The 14564-nt window shown below is 58.4% G+C and carries 14 protein-coding genes; 11 read left to right on the top strand and 3 right to left on the bottom strand.

Annotated features, from left to right (window positions below; all coding sequences use genetic code 11):
• Positions 1–236: 236 nt before the first annotated feature.
• The 8 genes from AAFH99_RS09560 to AAFH99_RS09525 all read left to right on the top strand — a co-directional run bounded on the left by AAFH99_RS09560 (position 237) and on the right by AAFH99_RS09525 (position 9972).
• Complete coding sequence (locus tag AAFH99_RS09560; protein ID WP_406827591.1) at positions 237–1388, top strand: efflux RND transporter periplasmic adaptor subunit; 1152 nt, start codon at positions 237–239, stop codon at positions 1386–1388.
• Complete coding sequence (locus tag AAFH99_RS09555; RefSeq protein WP_406827590.1) at positions 1388–4540, top strand: efflux RND transporter permease subunit; 3153 nt, start codon at positions 1388–1390, stop codon at positions 4538–4540. Before AAFH99_RS09560 ends, AAFH99_RS09555 begins: the two co-directional genes overlap by 1 nt.
• Before the next feature lie 9 nt (positions 4541–4549).
• Positions 4550–5134, top strand: a complete 585-nt coding sequence (locus AAFH99_RS09550) for an exopolysaccharide biosynthesis protein (protein ID WP_043316688.1) — start codon at positions 4550–4552, stop codon at positions 5132–5134.
• Between the two features lie 173 nt (positions 5135–5307).
• Positions 5308–5874, top strand: a complete 567-nt coding sequence (gene ahpC, locus AAFH99_RS09545) for an alkyl hydroperoxide reductase subunit C (protein WP_078083780.1) — start codon at positions 5308–5310, stop codon at positions 5872–5874.
• Between the two features lie 204 nt (positions 5875–6078).
• Complete coding sequence (ahpF, locus tag AAFH99_RS09540; protein WP_406827589.1) at positions 6079–7674, top strand: alkyl hydroperoxide reductase subunit F; 1596 nt, start codon at positions 6079–6081, stop codon at positions 7672–7674.
• A gap of 299 nt (positions 7675–7973) precedes the next feature.
• The gene (locus AAFH99_RS09535) at positions 7974–8552 is read left to right on the top strand and encodes a YceI family protein (protein WP_406827588.1); all 579 of its coding nucleotides are present in this window, start codon (positions 7974–7976) and stop codon (positions 8550–8552) included.
• A gap of 291 nt (positions 8553–8843) precedes the next feature.
• Positions 8844–9392 carry a DUF2058 domain-containing protein gene (locus AAFH99_RS09530; protein ID WP_406827587.1) on the top strand — a complete coding sequence of 183 codons (549 nt, stop codon included), beginning with the start codon at positions 8844–8846 and terminating at the stop codon, positions 9390–9392.
• 16 nt (positions 9393–9408) lie between these two features.
• On the top strand, positions 9409–9972 hold the full coding sequence (locus tag AAFH99_RS09525; RefSeq protein ID WP_406827586.1) for a DUF1415 domain-containing protein: 564 nt from the start codon (positions 9409–9411) through the stop codon (positions 9970–9972).
• 11 nt (positions 9973–9983) lie between these two features.
• Here AAFH99_RS09525 and AAFH99_RS09520 read toward each other — a convergent pair whose 3' ends face one another.
• The 3 genes from AAFH99_RS09520 to AAFH99_RS09510 form a co-directional block, all read right to left on the bottom strand.
• Positions 9984–11741, bottom strand: coding sequence for a SulP family inorganic anion transporter (locus AAFH99_RS09520; protein WP_406827585.1), 1758 nt, complete (start codon positions 11739–11741; stop codon positions 9984–9986).
• A 34-nt stretch (positions 11742–11775) separates the two neighbouring features.
• Positions 11776–12183 carry a TIGR01244 family sulfur transferase gene (locus tag AAFH99_RS09515; RefSeq protein ID WP_406827584.1) on the bottom strand — a complete coding sequence of 136 codons (408 nt, stop codon included), beginning with the start codon at positions 12181–12183 and terminating at the stop codon, positions 11776–11778.
• Between the two features lie 78 nt (positions 12184–12261).
• Positions 12262–13140: an MBL fold metallo-hydrolase gene (locus tag AAFH99_RS09510; protein WP_406827583.1), complete on the bottom strand. Its 879-nt coding sequence runs from the start codon at positions 13138–13140 to the stop codon at positions 12262–12264.
• A gap of 175 nt (positions 13141–13315) precedes the next feature.
• Here AAFH99_RS09510 and AAFH99_RS09505 point away from each other — a divergent pair, with 175 nt between their 5' ends.
• Genes AAFH99_RS09505 through AAFH99_RS09495 form a run of 3 tightly spaced genes read left to right on the top strand, consistent with a single transcriptional unit; the run spans position 13316 to position 14516 of the window.
• Positions 13316–13630, top strand: a complete 315-nt coding sequence (locus AAFH99_RS09505; RefSeq protein WP_043316715.1) for a helix-turn-helix transcriptional regulator — start codon at positions 13316–13318, stop codon at positions 13628–13630.
• A 9-nt stretch (positions 13631–13639) separates the two neighbouring features.
• Positions 13640–14089, top strand: coding sequence for a YeeE/YedE family protein (locus AAFH99_RS09500; protein WP_043316718.1), 450 nt, complete (start codon positions 13640–13642; stop codon positions 14087–14089).
• A 4-nt stretch (positions 14090–14093) separates the two neighbouring features.
• On the top strand, positions 14094–14516 hold the full coding sequence (locus AAFH99_RS09495) for a DUF6691 family protein (protein ID WP_406827582.1): 423 nt from the start codon (positions 14094–14096) through the stop codon (positions 14514–14516).
• Positions 14517–14564 lie beyond the last annotated feature (48 nt).

Here is a 14564-nt window from a genome sequence, read left to right as displayed (position 1 = left end):
TTATTCTGAATATTGCTGGTTTTGAATATAGGCACTGGCGCTGGGAGCAATAACACAAGTCCAGCCATCTGGCGCCAATCGTCGAATAAAAAATGGAACTTTTTCTAAATAGCGCTCTACCCATAAAGTCGGCTAATCGGACTCATTGCTTTTACTTATTTAACCCAGCCCCCAACCACCATTTTCCCCGAGCAGGATTACTACACTAGCCAGATACGTTTAATGATTGATCTTCCATGCGGTTAATCCGATTTCTGCCAATTATTCTGCTGCTCGCGCTGTCGTCGGTTTATTCACAACCGGCAGAGAACTACGGCGACAAGGCAACCGGTGAATCGCCTATTGCTGTAGAGGCGGTGTACGCACGCGCGCAGCCACTGATTGAGGAAGTTCCTGTCACTGGCACCATAAAGCCGTTGCGCCAGGCCCTGCTGTCGGCGGAAGTCGCGGGCATGATTCAGGACATCCACGCGGATATCGGCGACCGGGTAAAAAAGGGGGCGCTACTGCTCACGCTCGACCCGGAGCTCAGCAGCATCCAGCGTGACGCCGCCCTGGCGGAAGTGGCACGGGTGCGGGAGACACTGGCGGACAGCCGCCGGCGCCTGGCGGAGCTGCAGCGCCTGGTGGGCGACAATCATGTGGCAGAAACCGAAGTGGAAAGCCTCGGCTCGGAGGTGCGCGAGCGCAGCGCGCAATTGCAGGCGGCTCAGGTTGAAACCGAACGTCTGAGCGCCCTGCTCCGCAGGCACCGGGTTGCAGCACCCTTTTCGGGAACGGTCAGCCTGCGCGAGGTGGATGTGGGCGAATGGGTGGAACCGGGCACGGCACTGTTCGAACTGGTGGATACCGATACCCTGCGTGCAGACTTCCAGGTGCCCCAGCGCTACTTTTCCCGCGTCCAGCCCGACACGGGTTTGCGCGTCACCCTCGATAGTGGCGAGACCTTAACCGCGAGAGTGGAGCACCGTATTCCGGTGAGCCGGAGTGGCAGTCGCACCTTCCTGCTGCGCGCCATCATTGAGGAAAAGCGCGGAGGGGATACACGGGAAGCGCCCGCGGTGATCCCCGGCATGTCCGCCTCCGCAGTACTGCAACTGACCGGTGATCGCCAGGGAATTGCGGTACCGCGAGATGCGGTGCTGCGCTACCCCGACGGGCGCATCACCGTGTGGGTCGCCGCCCCCGGTAGCCGTTGGGGCGGTACCGTTTCGGTAAATGAACAGCCGGTAACCACCGGACTCAGCTTTAACGGCATGATCGAAATCAAAACCGGCCTCACGGCGGGGCAACAGGTCGTCGTGCGCGGTAACGAGAGCCTGCAGCCGAGTCAGAAGGTGGTGCTCAAACAGGCGCTGAAATCCGACACTGGAGCGAGCAGCCGCTGATGTTCGAGCAGATCATCAAAAACGGCATTCTGGTCACGGTGACGGTACTGATCATCGCGATACTCGGGTTGGTGGCCGCCTTCCGTATTCCCGTGCAGATGATTCCAGACCTTGAGGTACGCACCATCTCCATCCGCACCAGCTGGCCCGGCGCCACGCCGCAGGATATCGAAAAGGAAATCCTGATCGAGCAGGAGGAATACCTGCGCAACATCCCTTATCTCCAGGAACTGCAGTCTACCGCCGACCTGGGTTCCGCCGAGATCGAGCTCGAATTCCCTTTTGGTGTGGATATTCTGGAAACCCAGATACGCGTCAACAACGCCCTCACCCAGGTACCCTCCTACCCGGAAAATGTGGACGAACCGCGGGTGTACGCCACCTCCTTTTCGTCGAATGCGTTTATGTACTTCCGCGTCTCTCCCCTGCCCGGAAACCCGCGCGGACTGGACATGGATATGTTGCGGGATTACGTGGAGGACAATGTGCGCCCGCGCATGTCGGGGGTTCCCGGCGTGGCACAGGTGGACGTGGGCGGTGGCGCCGAGCGACAGATCCAGATCCGCCTGAAGCCGGAGCGGCTGGCAGAGCGCAATCTGACTCTTTCCGAAGTGCGCGCGGTAATCAATGCGCGCAACCGCGATATCTCCGGGGGCGAAGTGGAAAGCGGCAAGCGCCGCTATCTGTTGCGCACTCTGGGGAGATTCAAAGATCTGGAGGAGCTGCGCGCACTGATCCTGCGACGGGATGGCGACAGTATCGTGTACCTGGGGGATGTCGCCGAGATCAGGCTGGACCACTTCAAGATCCGCAGCAGCTCCTTCGTCAACGGTCAGTCGGTGATCTTCCTGTCGGTGCGCCGCGAGAGCGGTTCCAATGTGATCGATATCAAACGCGCCATGCTCAGGGAAGTCGCGCAGATTAACCGGGAATTACTCGAACCGCAGGGCATGCACCTGTCCCTCACTGCCGATGACGTGGGATACGTGGAATCTTCCGTATTCAATGTGTGGAAAAACCTCGCCATCGGCGCGCTACTCGCCACCGCCATCATGTACGCTTTCCTGCGCTCTTTCCGTGCCACAGCGCTGGGCGTGGTCGGGATTCCCATCTGTACCATTGCCGCGTTTATCGGCCTGTTGATCGCCGGTCGCACCATCAATGTCATCTCTCTGGCGGGTGTGGCCTTTTCCATCGGCATGACCCTGGACAACAGTATCGTGGTACTGGAAAGCATTGAGCTCGAGCGTCGTCGCGGACTGGACCGGCTTCAGGCAGCAATCAGCGGGGTCCGCAAGGTGTGGCCGGCGGTGCTGGCGTCGACCCTTACTACGGTCATGGTATTTTTGCCGGTGGTGTTTATCGCTGAGGAAGCCGGGCAACTGTATTCCGACATTGCCATCGCCATTTCCGCTTCCATTCTCGTATCCATGCTGGTGGCGATTACCGTCATCCCCACCGCCAGTGCGCGACTGAAATTCGATGGCATCACGGCAAACAACCTGGAAAACAGCCGGCTTAGGCGCAGCGTAATTGAACGGATTCACTGGCTGCTCGCCGCGCCCTCCAGGCGCCTCTACTGCATCGGCGTTACTGTCGCTGCGAGTCTCGCCATCGTGCTGCTGCTCACTCCGCCAGCGGAGTACCTCCCCGAGGGCGAGGAGGCAAAAACCTTCGCCAGTATGAATGCGCCGCCGGGCTACAACCTCGCCACCATGCAAGAAATTGCGCTGGAGCTGCAGGAATTCTTTTTGCCCCATCTGGAACCGGCTCCGGAGGCATTTGATCGCGGTGACACCAAAGTGCCGCCGATGAAGTTCTTTATCATCAGCGTGTCCCCGCAAAGCCTGCGCATTATTGCGGAAACCAAGGACCCGAGACATATTGATGAACTGATGGCCGTGATCGTCGAGCAGTACGAGCAATATCCCGGTATGCGCGCCTTCGCGACCCGGGGCTCCATCATCAGCAGCAACGACGGCGGTACCCGCAGTGTGAACCTGGATATTTCCGGTTCCAATCTCGCGGACCTGTATCAGGTTGCTCGCACGGCCTACAGCCGCGCACAACAGATCTTTGACAATCCCAATATCCAGACCCGCCCCGCCAGCCTGTCACTGGCGCAGCCACTGCTGGAAGTGAAACCCAGGTGGGCCCGTGCCGCAGAAGTGGGCATGAGCGCGGAAGACATCGGCTTTGCCGTGGCCGCACTGACCGACGGCGCCTTCGTCAACGAGTTTTTCATGAACGACGACAAGGTGGATATCTACCTGTACAACCAGCAGGGACCGGAAGCTACCGTAGAAACACTGGAACAGATCTTCGTGTACACCCCTGGTGGCGCAGTACTGCCTCTATCGGAACTCGCAGAGATCCAGGAGACCGTCGACACCGCCACCGTACGCAGAATCGACGGCCGCCGCACCGTCAGCCTGAATATCATTCCGCCGCGCTCGGTCGCGCTGGAAACCGGTGTGGAAGCCGTGCGCTCGGAGCTGGTGCAATATCTGCGCGACAATGGCCAGGTTCCGTTGGGTGTATCCCTGAATATTTCTGGCGCCGCAGACCAGCTGGACGCCACCCGCGCCTCCCTCGGCAGCAACTATGCGGTGGCGCTCGCCATTATCTACCTGTTGATGGTGGCGATCTTTTCCCACTGGGGATACCCGCTGCTGATCATGACCACAATCCCGCTGGGTATTGCCGGTGGTATTGCGGGGCTCGCCATGCTCAATCTCGTCGGCGCGATACTGCGCGGCATGGGTTTTGAAGGGGTACACCAGCCCTTCGACATGATCTCCATGCTCGGCTTTCTGATCCTGATGGGCACCGTGGTCAATAACCCTATCCTGATCGTGCACCGGGCCATCGCCAACGTGAAGGAAGATGGCATGAACGCCGTTGAAGCGGTGCAGGAGGCGGTGGACTCCCGGCTGCGCCCCATCGCCATATCCACACTCACCACCATTTTTGGTCTGGCGCCACTGGTGTTCCTGCCCGGCGCCGGTACCGAGCTCTATCGTGGAGTGGGCGTGATTGTGATGGCGGGCATTATTGGCGCGACCCTGGTAACCCTGACCATGCTCCCGTCGCTGACCGCCTTTGTGCTGGAGTGGCACCAGCGCCATGCAGAGGCACCGGGCAAGGTGTAGCCTTGAATCATGTCAGAGCGTATTCAGAACCTCAGCCAGCTGGTCCAGCAGTTGGAAGCCATGGCCGAGTCCAGTGACCACATCACCCTGGACAAGGTGCTCGACGCCATGGGGGATCGCTCCTTTGCGCCGGTAATTCTGCTCGCTGGACTGATTCTCTTTTCCCCACTGTCGGGAATTCCCGGTATGCCCACGCTAATGGGTATCCTGCTGTTACTGATCAGTACGCAGATGTTGATGCTGCGCCATCACCTGTGGCTGCCACAGTGGCTGCTCACCCGGACCATTCCAAAATCCCCGCTGATGCACGGGCTGAGCTGGATCGAAAAGCCCGCTGCACACCTCGACCGCTGGCTGCGCCCTCGCCTGGGGATCATGGTGTACCGCGCCGGCAGCCTCGCTACCGCCGGTATCTGCAGTGTCATCGCCCTGCTGCTGCCACTGATGGAAATCATTCCCTTCTCCGCCTCCCTGGCGGGTCTTGCACTGATCGCGTTTGGGCTGGCACTGGTGGCCCGCGACGGCGCTCTGGAGCTGCTGGCATTTGCACTGACCGGCACCGCGCTGGCATTGATCCCCTATTACTTCTTCTAAGGAAAAATCTATCAAATGGAAAAATGATATAGTCTAGAGCAATCGCAACCATAGAAATCAATAATTTTTATAAGAAACCAACAGCTAATAGTATTTCCCCCGTACCCAATAACCTGTTTCAAAAACGGCCCACAACGACGGGCAAAAATTCTCTCAGGAGATAAGGAAATACCATGGCTAACTACATCAACAGCGAAATCAAACCGTTCAACGCCAAGGCTTACCAGTCTGGTGACTTCTTCGATGTGTCTGACGCGGACCTGAAAGGCAAGTGGTCTGTGGTCTTCTTCTACCCGGCGGACTTCACCTTCGTATGTCCCACCGAGCTGGGCGACCTGGCGGACAACTACGCCGAATTCCAGAAGCTGGGCGTTGAGATCTACTCCGTCTCAACCGACACCCACTTCACCCACAAGGCGTGGCACGACACTTCCGACACCATCGGCAAGATCCAATTCCCGATGATCGGCGACCCCACCGGCACCATCACCCGCAACTTCGGTGTGATGATCGAGGAAGAAGGCATCGCGGACCGCGGCACTTTCGTGATCGACCCGGAAGGCAAGATCCAGATCGTTGAGATCAACGCCGGCGGTATCGGCCGCGACGCCCAGGACCTGCTGCGCAAGATCAAAGCCGCCCAGTACGTTGCCGCCCATCCGGGTGAAGTTTGCCCGGCCAAGTGGAAAGAAGGTGAAGAAACCCTCGCGCCTTCTCTGGATCTCGTAGGCAAGATCTAAGTACTACTTCGCTTTTACGAAGTAGTGAAGCCCCCGAGAAGGTACTGATGGCGGGGGCAGCCTTGCGAAACCTTCCGCGAGAGGGACCTCGCGGAAGAGCCCCCATGGATGGGTTCACGGCGTGTTTCGCAAGGCTGCACCCGTCAGCAGTACCGCCCCAAAACTTCACAAAAACCACGAATTACCGAATACCAGGACACACCGATGTTGGACGCAAACGTAAAGAAACAATTGGACACCTATCTGCAGAATATCGTCACTCCGATCGAGATCAGTGTGTCCGTCGACAGCAGCCCCAAGGCTGTTGAACTGAACAACCTCGCTAGCGAAATCGCCCGCCTCTCCAGCAAGATTGAATTGAAGCAGGAGAGCCGCAAGCGCACCCCGAGCATGGCCATCGCCCCCGCCGGAGAGACACCGCGCGTCAGTTTCGCAGGCATCCCCATGGGACACGAATTCACCTCCCTGGTGCTCGCCCTGCTGCAAGCTGGCGGCCACCCGTCCAAAGCGGATCCGGAGTTGCAGAAACAGATCCGCAATATCCAGGGTGAATTCCACTTTGAAACCTATATCTCACTGTCCTGCCAGAACTGCCCGGATGTAGTCCAGGCACTGAACCTGATGGCGAAACTGAACCCGAACATCACCCACGAGATGATCGATGGTGCCCTGTTCCAGGAAGAAGTGGACGAGCGCCAGATCATGGCGGTACCCGCGGTCTACCTGAACGGTGAACATTTCGGCCAGGGCCGCATGGGGCTCGAAGAAATCGTGGCCAAAATTGATACCGGTGCCGAAGCGCGCAAGGCGGAAGAGCTGAACGAGCGCGCGCCCTACGACGTACTGGTACTGGGCGGTGGCCCCGCCGGTGCCGCGGCAGCGATTTACGCGGCCCGCAAAGGTATTCGTACTGGCCTGGTGGCCGAGCGCTTCGGTGGCCAGGTCATGGATACCGTGGGTATCGAAAACTTTATCTCGGTACCCTACACCGAGGGCCCGAAACTGGCAGCGAGCCTTGAACAACACGTGAAAGAGTACGGTGTGGACATCATCACTGGGCAACGTGCTGCGGAGCTCAAGCGCGACAAGCTGATCGAGCTGCAAATGGAGAGCGGTGCCACCCTGGCGAGCAAATCGGTGGTGCTCGCCACCGGTGCCCGCTGGCGCGAACTGGGCGTCCCCGGGGAAGCCGAATATAAGACCCGCGGCGTTGCCTACTGCCCCCACTGTGACGGTCCCTTCTTCAAGGGCAAGCACGTGGCAGTCATTGGCGGCGGCAACTCCGGTATTGAGGCGGCCATCGATCTCGCGGGCATCGTCAAGCACGTTACCGTACTGGAATTCGCCGACACCCTGCGAGCGGACGAGGTGCTGGTGCGCAAGGCGCGCTCCATGCCCAACGTGGACATCATCACCAACGCCCAGACCACCGAGGTACTCGGCGATGGCAGCAAGGTCAACGGCCTGCAGTACACCGACCGCGTCAGTGGCGAGAGCAGGAAGCTGGAACTGGCGGGCGTATTCGTGCAGATCGGCCTGGTACCGAACACCGAGTTCCTGAAGGGCAGCGGTCTGGAAATGAACCGTATGGGTGAGATCGTAATCGACAGCCGCGGTGCCACTTCCATTCCTGGCGTATTTGCCGCGGGCGATGCCACCACGGTGCCCTACAAGCAGATCGTGATCTCCATGGGCGCCGGCGCTACCGCCGCTCTGGGAGCCTTTGACCACCTGATCCGTAGTTCCGTCACCGATGACAGTGCGGGGGAACAGGCGGAATCTCTGTCACTGGCAAGCTGATCGCCGCGGTAGTTTTGACTTCCCCGTTTCAACCCGGGGTACTGGCCTCCCAGCGGTACCCCGCCTCTCCCCGATGGGCACCCCTCCCATCCATACTGGGAACCATCCTCAACCTTTAGCCGGCATCAGCCGGCTTTTTTTCTTCTCATTTTTTACTACCATTCGCAGACTTTCACTGGCCAGTAGCCACAGTGACTGATAATGTTTCTCACCTGAAACCGATTGGTCGATTTCGGTCGACGCAAGCTGTATGGAATAAACCTCGGCCTCAGTACCGAGTCTGAAACAGGAGAATCACCATGACTTTGAAGTCCATTGCCCTGGCATCCCTACTTGCCCTGCCTGTATCCGCTTTCGCTGACTGGCAGTTGGCCGGTGACGACTCCAGCGTAAACTTTGTTTCCGTCAAGAAGTCCACCATTGCTGAGACCCACTTTTTCAAGAGCCTGAATGGCAGTATTTCCGATAGCGGCGATGCCAAGGTGACCATCGACCTGGCCAGTGTGGAAACCAATATCCCGATCCGCAATGAGCGGATGCAGAAGATGCTGTTCGAGACGGCGAAATTCGCCGAGGCGACAGTTTCCACCAGTGTGGATGCCGCGAAACTGAAGGCCCTGAAGCCCGGTCAGACCATGTCGGTGGACGCGGATGTTGCGGTCGCGATCCACGGCGAGTCCAAAACCCACAAGGCCAAGCTTCATGTTACCGGCCTGGAAGGCGGCAGCCTGCTGGTCACCACCAAGGCGCCCATTCTGCTCAATGCCGGTGATTACAAGCTGCTCGAAGGTATCGAGAAGCTGCGCGAAGTGGCTGGCCTGGATAGCATCAGCCCGATGGTGCCAGTGACTACCAATCTGGTCTTCGAGCAGAAATAACGGATCGTCGCCTCGAACCAGTTTCGAGGCGACGCCACTGCCGGTAAAGCCTCGCGAGACACGCCGTAGACCCATCCATGGGGGCTCTTCTGCGAGGTGGCCCGGCCGCTCCATGTATTCGCGGCGCCTTCGGCCCCTCTCGCAGAAGGTCTCGCGAGGCTTTACCGGCAGCGGCCCCTTCTCATCGACATTTCAGAAATTAACCGCAAGCAACGCAGTTCCTTGACGCTGCGCATCCCCACCAAAATCCGCTAGAATTCCCGCCTGAACGTTCCCATCAGGTAGACCCCCATGGCATCACTCCAGGATCAACTGCTCAAGGCAGGTCTGGTAGACGGCAAGAAAGCCAAGCAAATCAGCAAAGAAAAGCGCAAACAGAACAAAGTGGCCAAGAAATCTGGCGAGGTTCAGGTGGACGAGGCCAAACTGGCAGCGGAACAGGCCCGTGCAGCCAAAGTGGCCAAAGACCGGGAACTGAATGCCCAGCGTGAGGCGGCCGCCCAGGAAAAGGCCATTCAGGCTCAGGTCAAGCAGCTGATCGAGCGCAACAAGCAGTCCAAGGGCGCCAATGGCAAAGACGATATTGCCTACCACTTCACCTTCGACAAGAAGGTCAAAAAAATCTATGTCTCCGCCGCAGTACAGGACCACCTGATCGCAGGCCGGCTACTGATCGTCAGTGAGGGCGAACAGTTCGAGCTGGTGCCCAAGGTCGTGGCCGAAAAGATTGCCGAGCGCAATCCCGCCATGGTGGTGCAGCCACCGGAAAACAGCAGTGCAACGCCGGATGAAGACGATCCCTATGCGGGCTATGAAATCCCCGATGACCTGATGTGGTAAGCGGACGCTCAGTGAGATGACAGACAGCGATCCGGTTATCGCCCAGGTCGAGCAGTGGCTGAATGAGGTCGTGGTGGGGCTGAACCTGTGCCCCTTTGCCCGCAAGCCGCTGCGCGCCGGGCAGATCCGTTACGTGGTGAGCGACGCAGCCGGGGAAAAGTGCACGGAAATTTTGCTGGAGGAGTTACTGCAGGAATTTCAGGTACTGGACCGCTGCACGGAAGAAGAGGTGGAAACCACCCTGCTGATCCTGCCCACCCAGCTGCAGGACTTTCACGATTACAACTTTTTCCTCGACGATGCCGAGTGGCTGTTGAAGCGGCAGGGCTACGAGGGTGTGTACCAGATCGCCAGCTTCCACCCCCACTACCAGTTTGCAGATACGCAACCGGACGATGCGGAAAACCTCACCAATCGCGCCCCCTACCCTATTTTGCATATTCTGCGCGAAGCGAGCCTGGAGCGCGGGCTAAAAAATTATCCGGACCCGGAATCCATTCCCCACAACAATATCCTGCGGGTGGAGTCGCTCACGGATAAGGAGAAAGAGCGGCTGTTTCCCTACCTGTTTTCCCCATAGCGAGCAGCCCGTTACTGTGGGCAACCATCGAAGTGGTCACGCAGCGTGGTAAATGCCTGGTACTGGGTGAAAAATATCTTGCCCGACAACGCGTCTAGAAAGCCGCTCTTCGACAGGGCATCCATCACCGGCCCCTTGACCTCGGACAGGTGAAAGCAAATTCCCGAAGCCTTCAGCTGTGCATTGATGGATTCGAGGGTTTCCAGCGCACTCCAGTCGATTTCATTGATCGCGCTGCACATCAGAATCACATGCCGGACCTCCGGTGTCGCGGCAATATCGCCGTACACCCGCTCCTCCAGAAATGCCGCGTTGGCAAACATCAGGCTTTCGTCCACCCGGATACTCAATATCTGCGGCAGGGTCCGCACCGGGTGACGCTGGATATTGCGGAAATGTTCTGTGCCTTCCACCAGCCCCACTTCCGCGATATGCGGTTTGGATGTCCGGTACAGGAACAGTACAACCGATGCCAGCACCCCACAGGACACCCCAACCTCCACGCCGAACAGGAGCGTAACCACGATGGTGACCAGCACTGCGAAAAAATCGCTGGGTGAGTACTGCCAGGTTTTTTTCAGAATGGAGAAGTCCACCAGAGACAGCACCGCAACAATAATGGTCGCCGCCAGAGTCGCCTTGGGCAGATAAAAGAGAAACGGTGTAAGAAACATTGCCGCCAGCGCGATACCGCAGGCGGTATACACACTCGCCATCTGGGTTTCCGCACCCGCATCAAAGTTGACCACCGAGCGCGAGAAACCGCCAGTAACCGGAAAGCCTCCGGAAAATCCCGCAGCAATATTTGCCGCACCCAGCCCGATCAGCTCCTGGTTCATATCAATCTTCTGGCGGCGCTTGGCACCGAGGGTTTTGCCGACGGATACCGATTCCACATAGCCAATAATGGAAATCATCACCGCCGGTAGAAAGAGTTGTTGTACCAGCTCCAGGGATAAAGTCGGCCACACAATCTGTGGAAGGCCACGGGGAATTTCTCCGACAAGATCAACCCCCTTTCCCTCCAGATCGAAACCACTGGCCAGAAGAATGGTGGCCACCACACCAACGACCGGCGCCGCCTTCACCAGCAATACGGCGGTATTTTTCGATACTGACAGCTGCTGGAGAAATCGCACCGCAGCACCGCGCGACCAGATCAGGAAACCTACAACCGACGCACCCAAAACGAGCGAGTACACATTGACGCTTCCCAGACCGGAATACATCGACATCATCAGCTCGGGCAAGTTGTCACCCTGCGCAGGGACACCCAGCAGATGTTTTAACTGACTGAGGGCGATCAGAAGTCCCGATGCGGTAATAAACCCGGAGATCACCGGGTGGGACAGGAAATTGGCGAGGAACCCGAGGCGCAATACGCCCAGAAAAAACAGAAACAAGCCGGACAATAATGCCAAGACCATTGCCGCCAGCAGATAGTCAGAAGTGTTCTGTGCCGCTACCTGACCGAGGGCCGACGCACTCATCAGCGAAGCGACGGCAACAGGCCCTACCGACAGGGTGCGACTGCTACCAAACAGCGCATAGGCGACCAGTGGCGCGATACTCGCGTAGAGCCCCACTTCCGCCGGTAAACCCGCCAGCAGCGCATAGGCAAGGGATTGCGGAATCAACATGACGGTGACGATCAATGCAGCGGAGAGGTCCCTTTGCAACGCCCCCCGTGAATACTCGGGCAACCACTGCGCAGCAGGTATAAACTGGCTCAGGAACCACCCCACGCCACGACCGAATACCCCTTTCACCGGATGGATTCCTCAGACAATGTGCTGACCCGGATCAGTAGGTCACCAGCACACCAGTGATATCAAACCCGGCGTTAGTGGCAGCCTGACGTAGTGCCTTCCTGTCGGCACCATTCAGGCAGCGCGCCGCCGCCCACAGATTGCAGGAGCGATTACCTGTGCGACAGAAGGCGTGCACCTTCTTGCCACTGCTCAACAGCCTGGCGAATTCTTCGCTGTGGGCTGGCTGCATCTGTCCGCGGGAGAACGGGATAGCTACAAATGTCATGCCCGCAGCAGTTATCGCGTTTTCCAGTTCGGTAAAACCGACGCTATCTTCGGCCTCGTGTTCCGGACGGTTGCACACAACCACTTCCACGCCCTGCTCGCTCAGCTCGGCAAAAGCCTCGAGCGCAGGCTCCGCGGAAATACTGACCTGGGAATCCAGTGTTTTGCGTTCCATAGTTGTTTCCTCCACTCACTCGAAAGGCCCTCGCAAGGCGACAGTAAAAGGTCACTGCACCTTTCTATGGCTTGCTGGTTAAAGTTTGTTGACCGGCACTTTCAGATACACGGTGCCATTGTCTTCCGCCGGCGGCATCTGGCCCGCGCGAATATTGACCTGGATGGACGGCAAAATCAGACGTGGCATCCCCAGAGTGGCGTCGCGCTCACGCCGCATCTTCACAAATTCATCCTCACGCACACCGTCGTGCAGATGAATATTTTTGCGCTTCTGGGTACCTACCGTGGTCTCGCATTCGTGCTCACGGGAACCGTTGGGCGGATAGTCGTGGCACATAAACATGCGGGTCTCTTCCGGTAAAGACAGCAGCCTCCGCACAGACCGATACAGGGCGCGGGCATCCCCCCCGGGGAAGTCACAGCGCGCACTGCCCACATCCGGCAGGAACAGGGTGTCGCCCACAAACAGCGCGTCGCCTATCAGCCAGGCCATATCTGCCGGCGTGTGACCGGGTACGTAGAGAACCCGCCCCTCCAGGTCGCCAATATTAAAGGTGTCGTCATCATGGAACAGGTAGTCGAACTGGGAGCCATCGACCAGAAACTCTTTTTCCAGGTTGAAGACATCGCGAAAGATACCCTGCACCTGACGAATATGATCGCCGATGGCGATCTTTCCCCCCAGCTGCTCGCGAATGAACGGCGCCGCAGACAGGTGGTCGGCGTGGGCATGGGTCTCCAGTATCCATTCCACGGTCAGGTCCTTGTCGCGCACGAACTCAACCATTCTCTGGGCGCCGTCGGTGCTGGTTCGCCCAGATGCCTGGTCAAAGTCAAGAACAGCATCAATGACCGCGGCACTGCCACCGGCCCGGTCATAGACCACATAGCTCCATGTCTCGGTGTCATCATCGAGAAACGGTTGCACGAGTGGAGGGAGATCTGCGGTAACCATGTCAGCGCCTCATAGATGATTTAGGAATATATCAATAACAAACAGAAATATATATTCCAACAATATACTTTTCAATATATTATTTTTTCTGTAACAGTTTGCCGTGGCTGCCCGGCAGCCCACAGGACGCACACTTAGCCTCACCCCAGCCTGAATCACCAAGCGGAACGCCAGAATGCCGGACCCAAATGACTTACAGCTCGACAGAATGCGTGCCGCCGCAGGGGAAGCCTCGCAACTCCTGCGCTCGCTGGGCAATCAGGATCGTCTGCTCCTGCTCTGCCAGCTGTGTGAAGAGGAACTGAGCGTTGGAGAGCTGGAGGAGCGACTGGATATACGCCAACCGAGCCTATCCCAGCAGCTGGGCGTATTGCGTCGGGAGGGCCTGGTCGCCACACGCAAGCAAGGCAAGCGGGTGTACTACCGGGTGGCTGACCCGAAGGTACTGGCCCTGTTACAAACGTTGTATCAACTGTACTGCGCGGAGTAACTCGCCACCATGAACATCGACTGGAATGCATTTACCCCCATATCCGCTCTCGCCGGCGGGGTGCTGATCGGGCTGGCCAGCGCCTGGTTGATCCTCGCAAACGGCCGTATCGCAGGAATTTCCGGGATTCTCGGCGGACTGATAAACCGCGAGCGCGGGCCTGAAGAACGAAGCAATCACGGCTGGCAGCTCGCCTTTATCCTCGGCCTTCTCGCGGGCCCCGGGGTCTGGGCACTGTTTTATGCATTGCCCCCTATTGAAATCAATGCCAGCTACCCGGTGCTGGTTGCGGCCGGCCTGCTGGTGGGGCTCGGTACCCGCTATGCAGCCGGATGTACCAGCGGCCACGGTGTTTGCGGATTGTCGCGAATGTCGCCCAGGTCGCTGGCTGCCACCTTGACATTTATGTGCGGCGGCTTCGCCACCGTTTTTATCGCGCGCCACCTGCTGGGAGCCTGACGCCATGAATAAAGTAACAGTTTCCGCATTTGTTTCCGGGCTGATCTTCAGTGTCGGCTTGCTGCTTTCCGGTATGGCCAACCCGGAAAAGGTGCTCGGGTTTCTCGACCTGTTCGGTGCCTGGGACCCTTCTCTGGCGCTGGTAATGGGGGGCGCCATTGCGGTCGGCCTGCCCGCGTTTACGCTGGCCAGAAAGCGCGAGAGCGCACTGCTCGGAGGGGAAATACACCTGCCCACCAAACGCTCCCTCGACAGGCGCCTGGTTCTCGGCAGCCTGGCTTTCGGAGTTGGCTGGGGACTTGCCGGTTTCTGCCCGGGGCCAGGCATTGTCGCTACCGGCGCGCTGCAGCCGGGTGCGGCGGTATTTGTGCTCGCCATGCTGGCCGGGATGTTCGTCTTTCGCATTCTGGAGCAGCGCACCCACTGAGCGTAGATGGCACTGGCCTCTTCCAGATGGCAGGGGCTATGCTGATGG

This window comes from Microbulbifer sp. ARAS458-1, assembly GCF_045348205.1.
Taxonomy (GTDB): Bacteria; Pseudomonadota; Gammaproteobacteria; order Pseudomonadales; family Cellvibrionaceae; genus Microbulbifer.
This window is presented reverse-complemented; position numbering and strand designations above follow the sequence as displayed.